At 50.7% G+C, this 23377-nt stretch carries 13 protein-coding genes; 10 read left to right on the top strand and 3 right to left on the bottom strand.

The window, feature by feature from the left end:
* The first annotated feature begins 10 nt into the window (after positions 1-10).
* Positions 11-910, top strand: coding sequence for a carboxylate/amino acid/amine transporter (locus E2566_RS20455; protein ID WP_107169096.1), 900 nt, complete (start codon positions 11-13; stop codon positions 908-910).
* On the opposite strand, the gene metR is transcribed toward E2566_RS20455, so the two are convergent.
* Positions 816-1751 carry an HTH-type transcriptional regulator MetR gene (gene metR / locus E2566_RS20450; protein ID WP_107169097.1) on the bottom strand — a complete coding sequence of 312 codons (936 nt, stop codon included), beginning with the start codon at positions 1749-1751 and terminating at the stop codon, positions 816-818. The two genes, E2566_RS20455 and metR, sit on opposite strands and share 95 nt — an antisense overlap.
* Before the next feature lie 104 nt (positions 1752-1855).
* Here metR and metE point away from each other — a divergent pair, with 104 nt between their 5' ends.
* From metE to E2566_RS20435, 3 genes are all read left to right on the top strand, one after another.
* Positions 1856-4120, top strand: coding sequence for a 5-methyltetrahydropteroyltriglutamate--homocysteine S-methyltransferase (gene metE, locus E2566_RS20445; protein ID WP_107169098.1), 2265 nt, complete (start codon positions 1856-1858; stop codon positions 4118-4120).
* Between the two features lie 546 nt (positions 4121-4666).
* Positions 4667-6289 carry a methyl-accepting chemotaxis protein gene (locus tag E2566_RS20440; RefSeq protein WP_107169099.1) on the top strand — a complete coding sequence of 541 codons (1623 nt, stop codon included), beginning with the start codon at positions 4667-4669 and terminating at the stop codon, positions 6287-6289.
* Between the two features lie 809 nt (positions 6290-7098).
* Positions 7099-8763 carry a methyl-accepting chemotaxis protein gene (locus E2566_RS20435; protein WP_107169100.1) on the top strand — a complete coding sequence of 555 codons (1665 nt, stop codon included), beginning with the start codon at positions 7099-7101 and terminating at the stop codon, positions 8761-8763.
* 89 nt (positions 8764-8852) lie between these two features.
* Here E2566_RS20435 and E2566_RS20430 read toward each other — a convergent pair whose 3' ends face one another.
* Positions 8853-9680: a dienelactone hydrolase family protein gene (locus tag E2566_RS20430; protein WP_107169101.1), complete on the bottom strand. Its 828-nt coding sequence runs from the start codon at positions 9678-9680 to the stop codon at positions 8853-8855.
* 327 nt (positions 9681-10007) lie between these two features.
* On the opposite strand from E2566_RS20430, the gene udp reads away from it, so the two are divergent.
* The 5 genes from udp (at position 10008) to E2566_RS20405 (ending at position 16303) form a co-directional block, all read left to right on the top strand.
* Positions 10008-10778, top strand: coding sequence for a uridine phosphorylase (gene udp, locus E2566_RS20425; protein ID WP_107169102.1), 771 nt, complete (start codon positions 10008-10010; stop codon positions 10776-10778).
* A 150-nt stretch (positions 10779-10928) separates the two neighbouring features.
* The gene (locus tag E2566_RS20420) at positions 10929-11717 is read left to right on the top strand and encodes a tyrosine-protein phosphatase (RefSeq protein ID WP_107169103.1); all 789 of its coding nucleotides are present in this window, start codon (positions 10929-10931) and stop codon (positions 11715-11717) included.
* A gap of 145 nt (positions 11718-11862) precedes the next feature.
* Positions 11863-13560: an Hsp70 family protein gene (locus tag E2566_RS20415; protein WP_107169104.1), complete on the top strand. Its 1698-nt coding sequence runs from the start codon at positions 11863-11865 to the stop codon at positions 13558-13560.
* Entirely contained in the window at positions 13557-15608 is a 2052-nt protein-coding gene (locus E2566_RS20410; RefSeq protein WP_107169105.1) for a tetratricopeptide repeat protein, read from the top strand. Before E2566_RS20415 ends, E2566_RS20410 begins: the two co-directional genes overlap by 4 nt.
* On the top strand, positions 15605-16303 hold the full coding sequence (locus E2566_RS20405; protein ID WP_107169106.1) for a DUF1266 domain-containing protein: 699 nt from the start codon (positions 15605-15607) through the stop codon (positions 16301-16303). The genes E2566_RS20410 and E2566_RS20405 overlap by 4 nt, the downstream gene beginning before the upstream one ends.
* Before the next feature lie 74 nt (positions 16304-16377).
* Here E2566_RS20405 and ppc read toward each other — a convergent pair whose 3' ends face one another.
* Complete coding sequence (gene ppc / locus E2566_RS20400; RefSeq protein ID WP_107169107.1) at positions 16378-19017, bottom strand: phosphoenolpyruvate carboxylase; 2640 nt, start codon at positions 19015-19017, stop codon at positions 16378-16380.
* Positions 19018-19574: 557 nt separating this feature from the next.
* Between ppc and E2566_RS20395 the strand changes: the two genes are divergently transcribed.
* A complete protein-coding gene (locus E2566_RS20395; protein ID WP_107169108.1) occupies positions 19575-23324 on the top strand; it encodes a DUF4132 domain-containing protein in 3750 nt (1249 codons plus the stop codon).
* Positions 23325-23377: the final 53 nt, after the last annotated feature.

Here is a 23377-nt window from a genome sequence, read left to right as displayed (position 1 = left end):
GGATGCTGTCGTGCCATTACTTATTATCACCACGATCTTGTGGGCATTTTCATTCAGTCTGATTGGCGAATATCTGGCGGGCCAGGTCGATAGCTGGTTTTCTGCGATGTTTCGTCTGACGGCAGCGGCAGTGGTATTTTTACCGTTCTTACGCTGGCGGGGCTACGCGCCGCGCGTCATTTTCTTGTATATGTTAGTGGGCGCTTGCCAACTGGGTATCATGTACCTGTTCGTATTCCAGGCTTACCTGTACCTGACTGTGCCTGAGTTTTTACTCTTCACGGTGATGACGCCGTTGTACGTCACGCTGATTTACGATCTGCTTGCCCGACAGCGCCTACGCTGGGGCTACGCGATGAGTGCGCTTCTGGCAGTATTCGGCGCAGCCGTAATCCACTATCACGGCGTGAGTGAGCATTTCTGGTGGGGATTCCTGCTGGTGCAGGTGGCGAACGTGTGTTTTGCCGCAGGTCAGGTTGGCTATAAGCGTCTGATGGAGATTCATCCTGTACCGCAGCACTGCGCGTTTTCCTGGTTTTATCTGGGAGCCGCGATCGTGACGATAGCCGCGTGGCTGCTCTTCGGCAACATGGCTAAGTTACCCACCACAACCTTGCAGTGGGGTGTGCTGGCCTGGCTGGGGATTGGCGCTTCAGGCTTGGGTTATTTTATGTGGAACTATGGCGCAACCCAGGTGGATGCCGGAACGCTCAGCATTATGAATAACTTTCACGTGCCGGCTGGGCTACTGGTCAACTTCGCCATCTGGCATAAAACGCCAGATTGGCTGAGCTTTATCGTAGGGACAGCAATCATTACGTCCTCGTTGTGGGTACACCAGCATTGGGTCGTGAAGCATCCTTCACGAACGGTAAATGATCACAAGCGTGCTGGCGCGCCGAACGAATAAACGCATCAATGACCGGTTGGCGCTGTTCTCCGTCGCGGACGGCGGCGTACAACCGGCTCCAAAGCCCATCACCCAACGATTTGGTCACAATCAGCCCTTGGCGTTCAAAACTTTCCACCACCCAGTGGGGGAGCGCGGCAATGCCCATACGGGCGGCAACCATCTGAATCAGCAGCAGTGTGTTATCCACGCTTTTCAGCGCAGGGCTGATGCCTGCGGGTTGTAAAAAATGACGCCAGACGTCCAACCGCTGCCGTTGTACCGGGTAGATCATTAGGGTTTCTGCGCTGAAATCTTCCGGTTCGATTTTTTCTTTTTTTGCCAGTGGGTGCTCGGGAGCCAGTACCAGTCGGACTTCAAAATCAAACAGAGGTGAATAGTGCAGCCCGCTGCGCGGCATGATGTCGGAGGTCATAACCAGATCCAATTCGCCTTGCTGGAGTGCGGGCTGAGGGTCGAACGTGACGCCTGATTTAAAATCCATCGCGACCTGTGGCCAGTGCTGATGAAACTCATCTAGCGCAGGCGTCAGCCACTGAATGCAGCTATGGCACTCGATGGCCAGACGCAGCATGGTTTGGTGCGGCTCATGGCACGCCTGCAACGCCTGCTGAATTTGCGGTAACACCTGCTCTGCCAACTGCAACAGAATTTCTCCCTGAGGCGTAAAGCGCAACGGCTGGCTTTTACGCACGAATAGCCTGAACCCAAGACGCTGTTCCAGATCGCTGAACTGGTGGGATAACGCCGATTGGGTTTGGTGAAGTGCAGCGGCAGCGGCGGCTAACGATCCCGTATTGCGCAGTGCTTGCAGCGTTCGCAGGTGTTTAAATTCGATCATGAGAGTCCTTCACAGTGACAGTGAATAAATTGCGCTTGTGCTTACTACAGTACCTGCGGATTATGGATGTGTAAACATCTGGACGGCTAAATGAGGAATTAACGATGACGATTGTGAATCACACACTGGGTTTTCCGCGCGTTGGGTTACGCCGTGAACTGAAAAAAGCGCAGGAAAGCTATTGGGCAGGTAACGCAACACAGGAAGAGTTGCTGACCGTTGGACGTGAGCTGCGTGCGCGTCATTGGCAACAACAGAAGGATGCTGGCGTTGATCTGCTGCCAGTGGGTGATTTCGCCTGGTACGACCATGTGCTGACCACGAGTCTGCTGCTGGGTAATGTACCTGCGCGTCATCAGAATGAAGATGGATCGGTCGATCTGGACACGCTGTTCCGTATTGGCCGTGGACGGGCACCAACCGGTCAGCCTGCCGCTGCGGCAGAAATGACCAAATGGTTTAACACGAACTATCACTACATGGTGCCAGAATTCACTCAAGGGCAGCAGTTTGCGCTGACCTGGACGCAGTTGCTGGATGAAGTGGATGAAGCACTGGCGCTGGGCCATAAGGTGAAGCCTGTTCTGTTAGGCCCAGTTACCTACCTGTGGCTGGGCAAAGTGAAAGGCGATCAATTTGACCGTTTATCACTGCTGCAAGACATTCTGCCCGTTTACCAGCAAGTGCTGGCTGAACTGGCGAAGCGTGGCATTGAGTGGGTGCAGATTGATGAGCCGGCACTAGCACTGGAACTGCCGCAAGCGTGGCTGGCCGCGTTTAAACCCGCTTACGATGCGCTGCAAGGTCAGGTGAAATTGCTGCTGACGACCTATTTCGACAGCGTTAGCCAGAATCTGGAAACGATCAAAGCGCTGCCGGTTCAGGGGCTGCATATCGATCTGGTTCATGGGAAGGACGATGCCGCGACGTTGAGCGCCCAACTGCCAGCTAACTGGGTATTGTCGCTGGGGGTGATTAACGGCCGTAACGTATGGCGTGCTGACCTGAGCAGTTGGTTCGAGCGTTTGCAACCGCTGGTGGGGACGCGCGCTCTATGGCTGGGAAGTTCATGCTCACTGCTGCATAGCCCTATCGATCTGAGTGTGGAAGTGCGCCTGGATGATGAAGTGAAGAGCTGGTTTGCCTTTGCGATTCAGAAATGTGCGGAGTTGTCACTGCTGTCTCAGGCACTTAACAGCGGCAACGGTCAGGCACTGGAAGCCTACAGCGCGCCGATTCGTGCTCGTCGTACCTCTACGCGTGTCAACAACGCCGCTGTTGCGCAGCGTCTGGCGGCCATCACCGCACAGGACAGCCAGCGTCAGAACGTGTATTCCGTGCGCGCCGATGCTCAGCGTGAGCGCTTTAATCTGCCAGCATGGCCGACCACGACGATTGGTTCTTTCCCGCAAACCACCGAAATTCGCGGTCTGCGTCTGGATTTCAAGCAGGGTCGTCTGGACGGTAATAACTACCGCACCGGCATTGCCGAGCACATCAAGCAAGCTGTCGTTGAGCAAGAGCGACTGGGGCTGGACGTACTGGTGCACGGTGAAGCTGAACGTAACGACATGGTGGAATACTTCGGTGAGCATCTTGATGGGTTTGTCTTTACCCAGAACGGCTGGGTACAGAGCTACGGTTCTCGCTGTGTGAAACCGCCAGTTATCATTGGTGATGTGAGCCGTCCAGAAGCGATTACCGTTGAGTGGGCGAAATACGCACAGTCCCTGACTGACAAGCCGATGAAAGGCATGTTGACAGGTCCAGTGACCATCCTGTGCTGGTCCTTCCCGCGCGAGGACGTCACGCGTGAAACCATTGCCAAGCAGATTGCGCTGGCGCTGCGTGATGAAGTGGCCGATTTGGAAGCCGCAGGCATTGGTATCATCCAGATTGATGAACCGGCGCTGCGTGAAGGTCTGCCGCTGCACCGCTCTGATTGGGACGCTTATCTGGCCTGGGCAGTGGATGCTTTCCGTCTGAATGCCGCTGTAGCGAAAGATGATACGCAAATCCATACTCACATGTGTTATTGCGAGTTCAACGACATCATGGATTCTATCGCCGCGTTGGATGCAGACGTGATTACGATTGAAACCTCTCGCTCCGATATGGAGTTGCTGGAGTCGTTTGAAGAGTTCGAATACCCGAATGAAATTGGTCCAGGCGTCTACGACATTCACTCTCCGAATGTACCGAGTGTGGAATGGATGGAAGCCCTGCTGAAAAAAGCGGCTCAGCGTATTCCTGCTGAGCGCCTGTGGGTGAACCCAGACTGCGGTCTGAAAACGCGTGGCTGGCCGGAAACGCGTCAGGCCTTGGCAAACATGGTTCAGGCAGCACAGCGTCTGCGTGAAACCCAGTAATCGTTAATGACTGATGAAATCAGGGAGGCTATGCTCTCCCTGATTTTTTGTACCCTTCACGAATAGATAAAATACGCGTCATTTTGCTTTTCCTCACGCTTCTTCATTATTTCTCACTGCAAATATTCTCTCTTCCTAAAAATTAACTATATTGTCTTTTCTTTAATAAAATCGCCGCGCTATCCCCCTTGTTTTTCTGCATCAACTGGTAGGTTATCTTCCGAAAATGAATATTTAGCCGCTATCCATGTCTCTATTTTTCGCTGGGGTAAATCGACACGGTCATAAAGCTAGAGAATATTTTGCCGATAAGGTAAACGGCATGGAGGCGGCTCAGGACGTACCAATAGCGCGAGGATTTTTTATTTTTAATATTTTCTTTATGTTGGAAGTGCACCTGTAATTACTCTCTTATGGGTAGATTAAATATACCTATAAAGCATATTTCCTTTCCCGAAAAACGATTATTTCCCCACTCTGCGACGTTATTCGACGGCGTGCTGTGCGCAGTAGTCATTATTATTTATTACCTAAAAGGAGTGAGATGTGAACTTAGCGAATTGGCGTATTGGCTATCGATTAGGAGGCGGGTTTGCCGTTCTGATTTTGATGTTATTTGCCGTGAGTTTATTTTCCCTGTCTAAACTGTCCAGTTTTCAGGATGGTGCCAGAGATATCGTCAAAGAGGTTTACCCACAAACGGTAGAGGCTAATGATCTCATTGATAACGTGAATGGGCATTTTGTCGCTTATTTGCAGATGATGCTGGTATCCGATCAGGAGCAGCGTCAGGGATATGTCGATCGGATTATGGCGTACCGCAAGGAAATTAGCCGCCTGCTTGATAATCTGGAAAACAATGCCTCAGGAGAGCGTGCTCGCACGCAGGTGGGGGTTGTCCGTGGGTTTCGTGCTGAGTTTATCAAATCCGGCGATAAAATTATTAGTGATGCGCTGGCGGGTAATAACGACATCGCCGTAGCGGAATTCAATAACACCCTGAATGTGATTCAGCGCAATTACCGTGACTCGGTGAAGCAGTTGGTGAATTACCAAAATGAAGCGATGGATAACTCTGTCGAGACCATGGCAGAGGTGTATAGCAGTACTCGCATAATTTTACTGCTTGTTTTGCTGTCGGGTGCGGCTTTTGGCGCGCTGATTGCCTGGGCAATCACGCGTAGCGTTACCCGACCGATTGAGCAGGCTTTGCAAGTCGCGGATAGAGTGGCGGAGGGCGATCTGACCTCACGTATCACTGTAACCAGCAAGGATGAAACCGGATTGCTGCTGCAGTCGTTGGATCGTATGAATACCAGCCTGAGCTCGATTGTTGGCCAGGTGCGTGATGGTGCAGAAACCATTTCGACGGCGGCATCGCAAATCACCGCAGGGAATCAGGATCTGTCATCACGCACAGAGGAACAGGCCAGCTCACTGGAAGAAACGGCAGCCTCAATGGAACAACTGGCATCGACCATTAAAAACACGGCGGAAAATACTCAGCAGGCGACGGAGATTGCCAATAAGGCGACCGGTGCCGCGAAAAAAAGTGGTGATGTCATGCTTTCCGTGACGCAGAAAATGCGCGGTATTCGCGATTCATCCCAGCGTATGGCAGAAATCATTGGTGTGATTGACGGTATTGCGTTTCAGACCAATATCCTGGCACTGAACGCGGCGGTTGAAGCTGCGCGTGCGGGTGAGCAGGGGCGCGGCTTTGCGGTAGTGGCAGGAGAGGTCCGCTCGCTGGCACAGCGCAGTGCGACAGCCGCGCGGGAGATCAAGGATTTGATCGACGACTCCGTCAGCAAAATTCGCGAAGGCATGGAGCTTGTCGATACCGCCGAAGAAACCATGGGTGGCTTAACATCCCATGTGAAGGATGTGCACGACATTATCACTGAGATTTCACAGGCTAGCCGTGAACAGAGCGACGGGATTAACCAGATGAATCTGGCGATTGGGCAGATTGATACCACGACCCAGCAGAATGCGGCCTTGGTTGAAGAATCCGCTTCTGCTGCTTTGTCCCTGCAAGCGCAGGCCTCCGTTCTGGCGGAAGCCGTGAGCGCGTTTAAAGTACAGTCATCTAGCCGTAGCGATGCCGGGTCTTATGCACCGAGGCCGATGAGTACACCACTGCTGGCGCTGGCAAATAAAGAGTAAATTTGCTGCCATAATTTGCCTGTGTTGCTGTGCAACGTCTATTTCATCAGGGGGGTAATGGCCTCCCTGATTCCGTTATCTCGCGATACCCGTTATACTTCAAGTTGCATGTGCGTTGGCTGCGTCCACTCACCCGAATCACTTACCCGAGTAAGCTCATCGGGATTCCTTCCCTTGCCGCCTTCCTGAAACTCGAATTATTTAGGGTATATAGAGCAAATCTGTTTTTTCCTTTGCTTATTCAGTTTGTTGTCCTTTTTTAAGAAAAACTCCCTCTCTTTATTTTTAATATCAAATATGTCTGACTATCATTTAATGTAGTTGTGGTGTTATTTTTGTTAATCGCCGTTGAATTAATCTGTGATTTTTCCGATCGAAACTTAACTTTTGATAGTTCTAGTCTATTTATTATATGTTTTTGAATGATTTAAACGATCAATTTGTAAAGTTCAGAAACAAGTTGCCGATAAAATGGATCACACAGGAACGGCTATGGATGCACGAATACGGAGAGGGAAGGTCATCATCTCACCTCGATAACGTCTCCTCGGTCTTATCAATCGTATTTGTACCACTGTTAGATTTATTGCCACTTTTGCACCTCAACACCTGAGGAAAATTATTTGATTTTTGATCGCACCTCTCATGCTGAGAGCGTGCGTAAAAATGCCTGCCTCAAGGTATCTCTGGTATGTCAGAAGGAAACCGCTTTTTCCTTTGGATAGCCAGCCATTCTCCGCCCTGTGGTCCATCAAGTTGCGACATGTGCGCAACTGACCTTGCTATGTATTACCTAAAAGGAGTGAGACATGAATTTAGCAAACTGGCGTATTGGTTATCGATTGGGGGCTGGATTTGCCATCCTGATTCTGATGTTGTTTGCCGTAAGTATTTTTTCCCTGTCTAAGTTGTCCGGCTTTCAGGACGGTGCCAGAGGCATTGTGAAAGAGGTTTATCCACAAACGGTTGATTCAAATAGCCTTATCGATAATGTAAACAGCATTCTGGTGGCCTATCAGCGGCTGATGCTGGTTTCAGGTGAGGATAAAATCAAGGAAAACGTCGATCGTGTGAATGGATTCCGCCAGGAAATAGGCCGCTTGCTGGATAAGCTGGACAGCCAGACGGTTGAAGAGCGTTCAATCTCTCAGTTGCGTGCTATCCGCGCGATCCGTACCGAATTTTTGAAATCCGGTGACAAAATTATCAGCGAAGTGGTCGCTGGCAATCGGGAAGCGGCGATTGAGGAATTCAACAATAACCTGAATGTTGTCCAACGCCAGTACCGTGATGCGGTAAGACAATTGGTTAACTATCAGGATGATGCGATGGATACCTCTGTTGAAGCCATGGCTGAGGTGTACAGCGAGACCCGCATTATTCTGCTGCTCATTTTAGCGCTGGGCGCCGTATTTGGTGCGCTGATTGCCTGGTCAATTACGCGTAGCGTCACCCGACCGATACAGCAGGCTTTGCAAGTCGCAGATAGAGTAGCGCAGGGCGACCTGACCTCACGTATCACTGTTACCAGCAAAGATGAAACCGGATTGCTGCTGCAATCGTTGGATCACATGAACACCAGCCTGAGCACGATTGTTGGGCAGGTGCGTGACGGGGCGGAAACGATCTCGACGGCGGCTTCGCAGATTGCCGCAGGTAATCAGGATCTGTCCTCGCGCACCGAAGAACAGGCCAGCTCGCTGGAAGAAACGGCAGCTTCAATGGAACAGCTGACTTCTACCATTAAAAATACGGCGGAAAATACGCAGCAGGCAACAGACATCGCGAATAAAGCTTCTGGTGCTGCCAAGCAAAGCGGTGACGTCATGGTTTCTGTTACGCAGAAAATGCGCGGTATTCGCGATTCATCCCAGCGAATGGCGGAAATCATTGGTGTGATCGATGGTATTGCCTTCCAGACCAATATCCTGGCACTGAACGCGGCGGTTGAAGCGGCGCGAGCGGGCGAACAAGGGCGTGGTTTTGCGGTGGTAGCAGGTGAAGTGCGTTCTCTGGCACAGCGCAGTGCGACAGCCGCGCGTGAGATCAAGGATTTGATCGACGACTCCGTGAGCAAAATCCAGGAAGGTATGTCGCTGGTGGATACTGCTGAAGAAACCATGGGCGGATTAACCGGCTATGTGCGGGATGTGAATGAGATCATCAGTGAAATCTCGCAGGCCAGTCGTGAGCAGAGCGACGGGATTAACCAGATGAATTTGGCGGTTGGGCAAATTGATACCACGACCCAGCAGAATGCGGCTCTGGTTGAAGAATCTGCCTCTGCGGCACTTTCTCTGCAAGCACAGGCTTCCGTGCTGGCGGAAGCGGTGAGCGCGTTTAAACTGCTGTCATATGGCAACGGCAAAGCCGCTTCTTATGCATCGTCCCCAACACGTACCCCAACGCTGTCTTTAGCACCCGTGACGCCTGCGAAAGATCAAGGCAACAACGGTGACTGGACGACGTTCTAAGGCCGTCGGTGTAACACGCTGAAACACAAACGCCACCGTTGTTCGGTGGCGTTTTAGATCGTAGGTAAGAACGGACGCGTGTGGTGGCGCTACGCTACACCGTTTTTCTGGAACCATGCCAGCATCCGTTGCCAGCCGTCACGTGCGGATTCTTCATGATAGCTGGGGCGGTAATCGGCATGGAAAGCATGGCCGGCATCGGGGTAGACGATGATTTCTGCCGCCGCGTTCGCAGCGCGTAGCGCCTGTCGCATAATATCCACTTTTTCCAGCGGAATACTCTCGTCTTTCGCTCCGTATAGCCCCAACACGGGCGCTTCCAACTCCGTTGCAATATCGACCGGATGTTTGGGGCTGTTCAGCGTTTTCTCACCGGTAAATTTGCCGTACCAGGCCACGGCCGCTTTGAGTTGTGGATTGTGCGCGGCGTAGAGCCAGGTGATACGTCCGCCCCAACAAAATCCCGTTATCGCCAGCTTGCTGGCATCGCCGCCCTGTTTAATCGCCCAGTTGGCGGTGTGATCGAGATCGGACAGCACCTGTGAATCAGGAACCTTATGCACCAGCTCGGTCAGGATTTGCTGAATGTCGTTATAGTGGCTGGGGTCGCCCTGACGGAAATACAGCTCTGGGGCGATGGCCATATAGCCCTGCTTAGCTAGCCTGCGGCACACATCCTGAATGTGTTGATGAACGCCGAAAATCTCCTGTACCACCAGGACGATAGGGAGCGGCCCATTATGGTTCGCTGGTCTGGCGATATAGGCAGGCAACTGCTCACCCTGAGAAGGAATGGTGGTTTCACTGGCAACGATACCGACAGAATCCGTTGTAATGATGGAGAAGCCCTGCGGTTTTACCGCCGGGGATAACCCTTGAGGAAGATGTTTGAAGGTCGTCTGTTCATCAGTCTTCATTACGCGCTCTCCTGTTATCGGTCTGCCGAGTTTCATGTGAAAGAGGGATGTCATGATAAATACTATCAATGATTAAAGAATCTACACTAGAAGACAATTAATCGGCGAAAATGAATTCCTCACCCAATAAATAGTGATTTAAGTCACGTTTTTTATGTATGTTGATGTTTGTTTCTTTTTTATAGGTGACTCCTGTCACTTAAAAAAACGTAATGATGCGCTAGAGTCTTTTTATAACGCGGATGCTTACAGACTGCGACAAGCAGCATAGATGAGGCATTCGGCACGATTTCTCTGAATACCCAATTGATTGCCCGGGAGGCAGTTATGTCTACATCTGATGTGTTCCATCTTGGTCTGGTTAAGAACGATTTACAGGGCGCGACGCTGGCTATCGTGCCCGGCGATCCTGAGCGTGTCGAAAAAATTGCCCGCCTGATGGATAACCCGGTTCATCTGGCATCACACCGTGAATTTACCTCCTGGCGTGCAGAACTGGACGGCAAGGCAATCATTGTCTGCTCGACCGGTATCGGTGGTCCGTCAACGTCAATCGCGGTAGAAGAATTGGCGCAGCTTGGCATCCGCACGTTTCTGCGCGTTGGTACGACGGGGGCGATTCAGTCCGGTATCAATGTCGGTGATGTGTTAGTGACCACCGCAGCCGTCCGCCTTGACGGTGCGAGTCTGCACTTCGCGCCAATGGAGTTCCCTGCTGTGGCTGATTTCGGCTGTACTACCGCGTTGGTGGAAGCCGCGAAAGCGTCGGGTGCCGCGTTGCACGTTGGCATCACGGCATCTTCCGATACGTTCTATCCTGGTCAGGAACGCTATGACACCTTCTCTGGACGCGTGGTTCGTCGCTTCCGCGGTTCGATGGAGGAGTGGCAGAGCATGGGGGTGCTGAACTATGAAATGGAGTCTGCCACGCTGCTGACCATGTGCGCCAGCCAGGGGCTAAAAGCGGGCATGATCGCGGGTGTGATCGTGAACCGTACTCAGCAGGAAATCCCGGATGCGGCGACCATGAAGCTGGCCGAAACCACCGTCATCAAGGTGTTGCTGGACGCGACACGCCGTTTGTTAGCCGCTGAATAAGCACAAAAATTGATGGTATTTTGGGCTGGTCATCGCAGAGGCCAGCCTTTATCCTAATAAACTTGTTCTGGTTTATTGGGTTAACCTGCGACGCGCCCTGCGTATGTAATATGGTTGCCTTGCTCGCCTTTCAACCTCGCAAGGAGATGTATGACCGAACCAACGTTGCTTCATCCCTCTTTATTACCGCTGGACGGTGGAATCAACTTCCGTGATTTAGGTGGTAACCGGGCTGCTGATGGGCGGCTTATCCGACACGGTAAACTTTTTCGCTCCGGTTCGCTGGATTTGCTGAGCCAGGCGGATTGTGAACACCTTGCTGGCGTGCCTATTTCTCACGTGGTGGATTATCGGGATGCCGATGAAATTGCGCAGAAGCCCGATGTACTGTGGACTGGGGCCAATTATCACGCTTATCCGGCCAATCCGTTACGCCACGAAGTGACGGCCAATCTGGATTCGCTAGGGTCCGATGTGCTGGCGGCGTTTGATTCCCGCGCGTTTATGTTAGAACTCTACCGCCGTTTGCCCTTCAACAATTCTGCCTATAAGCAACTGGTGTCGCTGCTATTACGGCCAGATGAAGGCGGGTTGGTACAGCACTGCGCGGTGGGAAAAGATCGCACAGGTATCGGTTCTGCGCTGGTGATGTTTGCGCTGGGTGCCGATGAGCAGACCGTGATGGAAGATTACCTGCTCACGGATACGACGCTGACGCCATTCCGTCAGCAGTTACTGGCACATTTGTCAGAAACGCTGAATGAGAAAGCATTAGGACAGTTTTCTTATGTGCTCTCTGTGCAGGAAGAGTTCATTGTGACGGCGTTGCAGGCGATCTATGAACGACATGGTTCTATCGATAGCTGGCTTGAAGTGGAATACGGTCTGGATAATCACGCACGGAATTATTTACAAGATAAATACCTGATTGCAGGATAATTACCTGCTTTACTTTACAATAATGCGTTTTTCGAATCCGTTATTGTGGTCATAATTAGTTCTCTTATCGGTTAATTTTACTCAGTCTAACCAACGCCCGATGAATTTCATCAGGCGTTTTGCGTTTGTTAAATCAGGGAGGAACATGTCTCATATCATAGGGATAGATTTAGGCACGACAAACAGTTTGGTTTCATTCTGGGATGGCGAGAAAGCCGTACTGATTCCCAATGCACACGGTGATTACCTCACTCCTTCAGTTATCGGCCTTGATGATAACGGCGATCTATTGGTAGGGCGTGTTGCCAAAGAACGCTTGATTACCCACCCACTTAAAACCGCAGCGTTGTTCAAACGCTACATGGGGACGAAAAAGGCCTACTCGCTCGGCGGTGTACAAACCTACCAGCCTGAAGAATTATCTTCTTTTCTGCTACGCGTGCTGAAAGCCGATGCTGAGGCATTTCTTGGTGCGCCCGTGACAGAAGCGGTCATCAGTGTGCCTGCCTACTTTAATGATAAACAGCGTAAAGCAACGCAGATTGCAGGGCAGCTAGCCGGTCTTAAGGTGGAGCGTCTGGTGAATGAACCGACAGCGGCTGCGCTAAGTTACGGATTGCATGTTAATGATCCAGAAAGCCGTTTTTTAGTCTTCGACCTAGGCGGCGGCACCTTCGATGTGTCAGTCCTGACGCTATTTGACGGCATTATGGAAGTGAACGCCACAGCAGGGCACAACACACTGGGGGGCGAAGATTTTGTCGATACGCTGGTAAAAGCGTTTCTGAATGCGCATGCGCTGACGTCGCTCGACTTGTCAGAAATGAGTCGCCTGCGCCAGCATATCGAAGGGATGAAACGGGAGTTAACGCTGCAACATGAGGCGACGATAGCGCCAGAGTTCGGGGGCGTAGCGTATCCGTGGCACCTTACCCGCGATGATTTCGAAGTACTTTGTGCCCCTTTAATTGATGCGTTACGGCAGCCTATCGAGCGGGCATTGAATGATGCGGCTATTACCCCGCGTGATTTGAATTGCGTCATTCTGGTCGGGGGAGCCAGCCGTATGCCCGTGGTGAGAAGCCTGGCTGCCAGACTATTTGGTCAGTACCCGATCGCGACGCTAAATCCTGATGAAATCGTGGCGTTGGGTGCGGCTGTGCAGGCTGGGCTCAAGGCGCGTAGCCAAGGGCTAGCGGAGGTCGTGCTGACTGACGTCTGCCCGTTTACCCTAGGATTAGAAACGGCACGCCGCTTGCCGAATGGACATCTGGAAAGCGGTTATTATACGCCGATTATTGATCGTAATACGGTCGTCCCCGTGAGCCGGGAAAAAGTGTTTAGCACCTGTCATGAAGGGCAAACCAACATGCTGCTGCAAATCTATCAGGGGGAAAGTCGCCTGACGCGCAATAACGTCAAATTGGGTGAGCTGGAAATTGAGTTTCCGCCCACACCGGAAGACGAACCCATTGTGCGTGTGCGTTATACCTACGATATCAACGGTATTTTGGAAGTGCAGGCGACAGACCTCCATGAGGGCAACAGTAAATCAACGATTATCCGCAATGATAGCTGTGATTTGTCGGACGCTGAGATACAGGCGCGCTTACAGCAGTTGGCAGAGATAAAAATACACCCGCGTGAGCGTATGGAAAGTCGACTGTTACTGGCGCGCGGGGAACGTTTATATGAGCAATTGATGGGTGAAGCGCGAGAGCGTATCGCACATGAATTGCAAGCCTTTGAAGATGCATTGGAAACGCAGGACTCCTTGCACATTCGCCGGGTAACAAAAGAGATACAGAGCGTATTTGATGAGATGGAGCCTCATTCGTTATGAAAACGTCGTGCTGGGTATTTTTAGGGATTGAGGAAACGGTCGACCAAATGGCCATTCGACGTGCGTATGCGCGTTTGTTGCGGCAGCATAATCCAGAAGATGACGCCGAAGCGTTTAAGGCGCTCCGTGCAGCGTATGAAGACGCGCTCTTACAGGCGCGCTATCTGGTGGCTAAAGGGGATGCCGAGCAGCAGGAAAACCCTGCGTCAGAGGCGGCAGCAGAGGCTGAGAAGATGAGCAATCCTGCGGCTAACACGGCGAATGATGACATTGCTGTAATGCAGGATACGATGCAGCAAATTGAAGCGATAAAGCAGCGTGTGGCGGCAATCTATGCGGATTTTCAGTGTCGTATCGACGATGGGATTTGGCGTGACGTGCTATCAACATCGGTACTCGATCGTCTTGAAATCAAACAGCCTGTTTCACTGTGGCTGTTTGGCTTTTTAGGCCACTGTGCTTTCTTGCCAGACTCGGTGAAGCAATGCTTATTGGAGACGTTTGACTGGGAACACAACTTGCTGTTGCTCAGGCGACACTATTCTTCACAGCAGGTGGAAGATGTACTGGAATGGCTGAATGACGAAGATGTCTGGCATATCCCTGTGCGGGGGTTGCGGTTTCCTTCCGGTATAACTGGTGAAGATGTAGACCGCTATTTTCACGACCGGGAGCAGCTGGTTCGCATCGTTTATCAACATGATAATGCCGCATTTGATCGGCAACTGGCGCAGATGTTATCCCGACAGATCTGCGATCCAGAGCTGCTCTGTTGGGCTATCGCCCACTACCATCGCCTTGGTGATTTTTCCCCTGCTCGTGAATGCTGTCGTCAGTTAATTGCAATGGTGCCGGAGCAAATAGACGGTTATTTGCGGTTAGCGCAGATTGAGCTGGATGACCGACAGTACCTACGCGCTGCCGATGCGTTTAATCAGGTGCTGGAGATGCAAAGCGACCATGCCGTGGCGTTGAAGGGGTTGGCTGGCTGTTTCCTGGCTCAAGGGATGCTCTTTGAAGCTCGGGAACTGTATCGCTATCTCTGCACCCTGGTGCCGTATGACGTAGAAGCGCAGATTCAGGTGCTGAAAATCAATGCGCAAACCATTGCTGGTGGTTTCGCGACGATTAAACCAAAGCGTTACAGCATGGAATACTGTGAAGAAGTCGCAGAATGTTATCTGCAAAATGGGGCTTACACTCTGTGTATCGATTTTATACAACACCTGATGGCTCGTGCTGAATATAATGCCAAGCCGCTGCCGCGCTTAATCAGAGGCAGTATTTTTGAGGTGATATACCGCTCGTTTTTTGTCAAACATGGCGATTTCAATGAGCGCACGCTTTCCTCTACGCTCTACATGACGCTCGGTGATGTTCATTATCAACTGGATCAATATGAGGATGCCCGGCAGGCATATACCTGGGCGCTGGAGGAAGCGCAACGACAAGGCGAAAATGGCTACGGTGCGAGTGTTTGTTTAGCGCGTGTTCTGTTGAAGCTGAAAATCTACCAAGATGTTATCCCTCTATTGGAAAAAGCACAGGGCTACCACCGTAATGATTCTGAAATCTGCTTCATGCTATCAGAGGCTTTTCGTTTTACGGATGAATATGACAAATCGCTGGAATATGTGAATCAGGCTATTGCACTGGATGCATCGCACTGGGTGTATTTTTCTGTTCGTTCGATCATTTTGCACTATATCTGTGAGCGCTATGAGGAAGCCTTGTCGGACCTGAATTTTATTGTGCGATGTAAGCCATCTTTCTCTTCGGTATGGTATCGACGTGGGATCTGTCTGAGTCGTTTAGGACGCCATCGAGAGGCCATAGAGAGCCTGGAAGAAGCTATCGACTGGAATATTAAGGATCCTGATGCCGCGTTAGAATTGTTGAAATCTGCCTGCGAATTAGGCCTGTATGACAAGGCTCAGCGTGGCGTGAAGCTATATCAGGAATACGGCGGCGATATGGATGAGATCGGCGAGTGGTTGATGAAGCTGGAGCAGATAGCACCGGGGCGGCAGGGAGTAGATAACGCATGACCGTAGAAAATCAGGAAAATACGCAGCCTTTATCCAAAACTCAGCTATGGGGGCTGGCGCTGTCAGCCATTCTGACGGAAATGAATTACGATCGGCATGACGTGCTGGATGGTGGTGGTGATAAACAGGAAGCGCTGAGGGCGATTCGACATATTCTGAAACGGGATTGGGGCATTGAAACGCGTGAAGCGCTGCTGCGCCAGATCCATCGCCTGCTCAATGGTCACGGACACGGGCCGGGTTACCGCCGTCTACAGCATCGGCTGTCTGCGATGTCTGAAGCGGAGATGGATGCGTATATCCAGCGCCATCAACATGATGAAGAACATCACAGTGAATTACTGATCGTGAGGCTCAATCGGTTTGCGTTGGATCGTACCGGGATTGATGCCTGGGACGAAGGGCGTAGCGTCAATCTGTGCCGCTGGGGGATGGCGGTGGGTATGGTGGGCGAAGAGGAAGGCTGGGATATGATCATGTCTATGGCGCGGAATGCGCAACAGAAATATGACAGCTGGTATCACTTTGCCATTAGCTACGTGGTTGGGCGGCAATATTGGCGTTCACTGGCGACGGAAGATTTTGTTAACGATCAGATGGATATTCTGCGTCGTTTAACGGGTAATCCAGAAAGCCCGTGGAACACGTTGGACTGGCATTTACCGTTAGATGACGTCACGGCGGTTATCTCTTAACCAATATAAAGAAGGCCTCTCTGTTGAGAGGCCTCCTAAGTGAGTACGTTTGGCGTATTAATGTGTTGTCGCGATTAACCGGTATTACGCATGCCCGCTGCGACGCCCGCGATGGTGACCATCAACGCCAGTTCCAGATCGGCATCCGGCTGTTCCTGTTGGCGTGAGCGATGCAGCAGCTCTGCCTGCAACACGTTCAGCGGGTCAGTGTAGACGTTACGCAGTGCGATTGACTCGGCGATCCACGGCAAATCTGCCATCAGGTGATCGTCATTGGAAATCGCCAGCACGATGTTGATGTCGGCGGCCAACTGATCGCGCAGCTGTTTCCCTAACGGCCACAGCTTCTCTTCTACCAGACGCTGATCGTAATACTCCGCCAGCCACAGGTCGGCTTTGGCGAACACCATCTCCAGCATGCCGATACGCGTCGAGAAGAACGGCCAGTTGCGACACATTTCTTCCAACTGCCCCTGCTTGCCGTCATCCACCACTTTCTGCAACGCGGCACCTGCCCCCAGCCAGGCTGGCAGCATCAGGCGGTTCTGCGTCCAGGCGAAAATCCACGGGATCGCACGTAGGCTTTCCACGCCGCCGTTCGGACGACGCTTGGCCGGGCGTGAGCCCAACGGCAGTTTACCCAGCTCCAGTTCCGGCGTAGCAGCGCGGAAGTACGGAACGAAATCTGGGTTCTCACGCACGTATCCGCGATACATATCGCAGGACACGCGGGACAGCTCATCCATCACCTCGTGCCATTCCTGTTTTGGCTCCGGCGGTGGCAGCAGGTTGGCTTCCAGAATCGCACCGGTATACAGCGCCAGGCTGCTGATGGTGACTTCCGGCAGGCCGTATTTAAAGCGGATCATCTCGCCCTGTTCCGTCACGCGCAGGCCGCCTTTCAGGCTGCCCGGCGGTTGTGACAACAGTGCGGCATGAGCCGGTGCGCCACCGCGACCGATAGAACCGCCGCGTCCGTGGAACAGCGTTAGCGCGATGCCGGCTTTCTCACAGGTTTTGATCAGCGCATCTTGCGCACGGTACTGCGCCCAGGAGGCAGCCATCACGCCTGCGTCTTTCGCTGAGTCGGAATAGCCGATCATGACCATCTGCTTGCCCTGAATAAAGCCGCGATACCAGTCAATACTCAGCAACTGCGTCATGACATCGTCGGCGTTGTTCAGGTCATCCAGCGTTTCAAACAGCGGTGCGACAGGTAGCGCAAACGGGCAACCGGCTTCTTTGAGCAGCAGTTGAACGGCCAGCACGTCGGAAGGCGTACGCGCCATTGAAATAACGTAAGCGGCAATAGAACCCTGTGGCGCTTTCGCGATCACCCGGCAGGTATCCAGCACTTCTTTGGTATCTGCACTCGGCTCCCAGTAGCGCGGCAGCAGCGGGCGCTTGGAGCTGAGTTCGCGAATCAGGAAGGCCTGCTTATCGGATTCTGACCAGCTTTCATAATCGCCCAGACCCAGATAGCGGGTAATTTCGGCCAGCGCGTCGGTGTGGCGGGTGCTTTCCTGACGGACGTCGATACGTACCAACGGTACGCCGAAACAGCGCACGCGGCGCAGCGTATCCAGCAGGCGACCGTCGGCGATGATACCCATGCCGCAGGTTTTCAGCGATTGATAGCAGGCGTGCAGGGGTTCCCACAGCTGCTCGTTGGTAACCAGTAAATCTTTAGGGGGCAGACGTTCTTCACCCGTCAGACGTGCTTCCAGATAGCTCAGCGTGCTGCTCAACTGCGAACGCAATGACTTCATGATAGCGCGGTACGGTTCCTGTACCTCGCTGCCGCCGGCCAGCGCTAACAGCTCCGGCGTACATTCGGACATCGACAGCTCGGAGACCAGCACCTGGATATCACGCAGGAACAGATCGGCAGCTTTCCAGCGGCTGAGTAACAGCACGTGGCGAGTGACTTCCGCCGTGACGTTCGGGTTACCGTCGCGGTCGCCACCCATCCACGAGGTAAAACGTACCGGTACGGCATCAACCGGCAGACGGTAGCCGAAAGCCTGTTCCAACTGCTCATCCAGTTCACGTAAAAAGGCGGGCACGCCTTCCCACAGGCTGTTTTCCACGACGGCGAAACCCCATTTGGCTTCATCTACCGGAGTAGGGCGAATTTTGCGGATTTCATCGGTATGCCAGGACTGTGCGATCAGCTGACGAAGACGACGCATGATCTGATTGCGCTCATAATCCGCCAAATCGTTATGGTCGAGCTGCTTGAGGCAGGTATTTACTTCCACCAATTTATGGATCAGCGTGCGGCGGGTAATCTCGGTTGGGTGTGCGGTCAGCACCAGCTCGATCGACAGCGATTCTACCGCGTCACGGATATCGCGTTCTGTCAGATCTTTATTTTCTTTTAGACGCTCAAAGGCGCTGGAAAGCTGTGCCGGGTTACTCGCTGCTTCGCCGTGCGGTGAAATCGTATGATATTGCTCAGCGGTATTGGTCAGGTTAAGGAACTGGCTGAATGCGCGGGCAACGGGCAGCAGTTCATCGTTAGACAGGTTTTGCAGTGTGGTCAGTAGTTCCTGACGATGTTTTTCATTACCTGCACGAGATGACTTTGACAGCTTGCGGATTGTTTCGACTTTATCAAGGATGTTTTCACCCAGTGCTTCCTTGATAGTATCGCCGAGTAGTTTGCCGAGCATACTGACGTTACTGCGCATTGCGGAATATTGTTCGTTCATAGTTACCCTGACCCATCCCTACCATTTTTGTAAGTTTATTTCACTTGACATATTTTGACGCACTGCCTCCATCTAGCCACGATAAGGCGGGTTCGTCAATTGACGATTCTTTCTTCTCCCCATTCTTTGTACTTGCATTGATGCGGACTTGGCAATTTGTGAAATTTAATTACAGCGGCGTGGATATTAGGTGAACTAATACCCGCAATAATTCGAGTGGCATGACAAAACGTTAGCATTTTGAACGGCGCGATGCGTTGACCCGCTAGGGCCTCGTAACGCACGTCCCCCAGAAGCGCACCGTGCTCGGTGACAGGGAAAGTCAGAGCCGTCTTCGCATAAGCCACTCGGATTATTTAGGGAATATTGCGCTATTTTAAATCTATTCTATTTTCACCTGAAATTTTGGATAAGAATTAGATTAACTGGTTTTATTCTCTATGAAAGCAATGATATACAAAATAAATGTTGGTGAAAAAAGATGAATTTTAAAATTGAGAATAATCACAATTCATGTTAAAAAATTGCTGTTTATCTATACATAATTAGGTGTCGGCATGATAAAGAAATTTTTTGATCTTTTGCCATTTTTTGGTAATAAGGATGTTTCACCAACGGAAAAATTGTTGCAAGAGTCTCTATTACCGCTTGGAGAGCTTGATAAAACGTTGCCAAAAAAGTTGTTCCATTATGTCATGACCGGCTCTGAACCCGAGGTGATTTATACCTTAAACCAGCTGGATGCTGATAAAGCAGCGGTACTCTTGGATAAACCCGGTACGGTTGATTGGTGGTATGTTCAAAATAATAGTTTTAACACGAGTGAATATAATAAACTAATAAGGCAAGCGAGAAATTCACGCTATAAACTCTATTCTGAGGTAGGTAAAGCTCTCACCAATGAACAAGTTATACGCTTTGCTAAAGTTTTATCTGCGGCATGCCAAAATAAAAATATAAAAATCACAACGGGCGAAGTGCCAAGCTGGATGATTTACTTACTGTGTGATGCGCTGTCTACGACGTTAAAAAGCACCTCTAATGAAAATTTGAAATTGACGCACCGGACGGGTTGGCGTATTCAACTGCTTGACGATCTGATGGTTAATGAGCAGGGGCATGATAAGGGTGAATTTATTTTATTTGCGATCTTTGATAGGGCAGAAATATCTGACTATTATAGTTCGCAGTTAAATATTTTCTTTGAACTCCCTGATTTGTCGGCCTACATCGAAGCGCATGCAAAATTTGTCCGTACCACACTGGTGGAAAAGCTTTCTGCACCGGGTCTGATTCAATTTCTGAAATATTTATCCGATCGTGAAGCATTGCGTATTTTATTCTCAGACGTCATTGTTAAATTAGCCATAGATCAGCGAAAAACGGTACGTAATGAAGCGGAACCGTTGCTGAACACTCTCCCTGCTAGCGATATTAAAACATATCTGAGTGATATCCTGTTTAACGGAACGCCGAAGCAGCGCTCTCAGGCTGCCGATCTCTTTGCCCGTCAGGGCGAAAATAAAGACGTTTTAGAGCATGCGTTGCAGTTGGAAAAAAGTAAGGCAGTGATAAAAAGTATCGAAAGTGCCATTACACGCTTTGACGTTGTTGATACGGCACAAGATATTGAAATACCAGCGTTACCTGAGTTAACGCTACTTGCCGATACGCCATTGCCTGAAAGCGCAAAAGCGATTCTGGTTGAAAATCTGGCGGAGATGCTGGAAAAAGCAAAAATAAGCGCAGAGAAAGAAATCGCAGAGAACAAACAGAGTGCGAACAAATATAAATGGGCGCAAGAATATTATAAAAAAATAAGTTCAGTCAGTGTTGAACAGTGCCATAATTTGGTTGATAGACTGAATCTTGGCAATAGCGGGAAACCGCTATCCAATGAAGATATCAACATTATCAAGTATAAGAATCGTCTTAGCTCTCTTCCTGAGTTTACGTTTTATCATGCGATGAGAATTATCTTTGGCAACATGCATGCAAACTTTAATCTCAGTACCGCTCGGATAGAAAATGAAGCGCCAATACATGTAATTTCAGCCCTGGAATTACGGCAGATTGAAGCGGTTTTGCAGAAACTGTCATGCCGTGAGCCTGCTCGAACCGTTGCTGGGCTATGTTTAGAGTCCTATAATTATGGGTTGAAACTCTTCCCTAAACCGGAACAGCTTTGGCCTTTTTTCTCTCAATATCCAGAGTATATTGCCGAAGCATTGGGGCTGTTGCCAAATAAGAGCAAGAGCCAATATAGCCAATTTGAATTAGGCCATGCTTTCGAGTTACTGGGTAAATTCCCTGCTATCCCCGCGCAGTTTATTCCGCGAATTATGGAATTGGCATTAGGCGAGAATAAAACCTTTCGCGTGAGTGCGCAGAAGCTGCTGGAAAGGTTGCCGAATGTGCATGTGAATGCACAGGAAAGTTTGCATTCCGCGAAACAAGAAATCCGTATTACCACGATCGAATGGCTGGCGCGTATAAAAAATAAAGACAGTATCGCTCCGCTTTATGCGTTGTTAAAAAAAGAGAAAAGAGAAACGGTCCGTGCAGCATTGCTGGCGGCATTAGAGCAGTTTGGTGAAGATATTTCGCCCTATTTATCAGAAAAAGTATTGCATGAAGAAGCGTTGAAAGGGTTGAAGGCGAACCCTCCAGCGAGCATGAGCTGGTTTGACTATAGCGCAATACCGCCATTGAAATGGGAAAACGGTAAGGTCGTCGATGCTGACATCATCAAATGGTGGATAATCCTGGCGGTAAAACTAAAAATGCCCGCGGGTAACACGTTATTACAGCGCTATGTCGGTTTATTAGCCAAAGAGAGCCAGCAGAAGCTGGGTCATTTTATCTTACATACGTTTATCGCTCAGGATGTAAAAAACCCATCGCTGGAAGAAGCGATGTTGGAGGCGCATAAAGAGGCACCAGGACGTTTAAAAAACTATCAATATTGTGTTGAACATTATGGTGAGTATTATCAAAAGTATGCGAATTACACGCTGGAGCAGGTAACCGAAGAAATAAAACAGGAAGTCTTGCGGCGCTATTTAGGCTCTGCAATCAGTGAGAAAGGCATGTTGGCGCTGACGAGCCATATTGAAGGCCATGTTGCCGTCTCTGTATTACGGAATTATATGCGTGACCATTATCCGCGCCGTTCACAGATTGAAGCGATGATCAGCGCGGTGGCGATTAGCGACGATCCGATCATTATCCAATTGTTACTCTCACTGTCACGTCGCTACCGTACTGCGGCGATTCAGGAAAAGGCTCGCGAATTAGTCAAAGAGATTGCCGATCGCAATGGCTGGAGTGCCGATGAACTGGCCGACCGTACGATCCCCACTGCCGGGATGGATGAAACGGGAACGTTAGTGCTGGAATACGGCGAGAGGATCTTTACCGCTCGCATGGACAGCAAGCAACGGTTGGTGCTCCTGAACCCGGAAGGAAAAGAAATTAAAGCACTGCCTGCCGCACGCAAAACGGATAATGAAGAGCAGATAAAAGACGCGAAAAAGCTGTTCTCGTCGAGCAAAAAAGAGCTTAAGCAGGTGATCGACCTCCAAACCGCACGTTTATATGAATCGATGTGCGCCCAGCGCCAATGGCCGAGTGAAGACTGGCAGACGTACATCATGATTCATCCGGTGATGCGGCCGCTGATTGAGCGCTTAGTGTGGCAAGAAGTGAAGGGTGAGCAGGTGCTCAATACCTTCAGGCCAACGGATGACGGCTGCTTAATTAATCTTGAAGATGATGAGGTTGAATTATCAAGCGATACGGTGATTCAGCTTGCTCATGCGGCGGTGGTGGATAACGACACGCGTGAAGCCTGGCTTGCGCATTTTAACGACTATAAAGTGACATTTTTATTCTCGCAGATGGTGCACGCCGTGCCGGAACACGATCTCAAACAGGTTGAAATTGAGGATAGAAAAGGGTGGCTGACCGATACGTTCACGCTGCGCGGCGTCTTAACCAAGATGGGCTATCAGCGTGCGCCAGCGGAAGATGGCGGTTCGTTTAGCCACTATTACAAACATTTCAGCAGCCTGGATTTGTACGTGAATATTGGATTTAGTGGCAGTTACGTGCCAGAAGAAAATATTCCGGCGGTATTGTTTGATTTGAGCTTTGAGAAAAATCAGCAAAATTACTGGGATCGCAATAATTTGGCATTGCAGGATGTTCCGCCCATCTTATTGGCAGAAAGCTACGCCGATTATCTGAAAGTTGCACAGGCCTGTTCGGGATACGATGCCGACTGGGAAAACAAAACGCCTTGGTAATCCGCTTATGGAGCCGGTACACACTGTGCCGGCTTCGTTCATTATTTTGTGGC

It is taken from the genome of Pectobacterium punjabense, from assembly GCF_012427845.1.
In the GTDB taxonomy this organism is placed as follows: Bacteria; Pseudomonadota; Gammaproteobacteria; order Enterobacterales; family Enterobacteriaceae; genus Pectobacterium; species Pectobacterium punjabense.
Note: the sequence above shows the minus strand (reverse complement) of the source record. Positions and strands in the feature narration are given on the sequence as shown.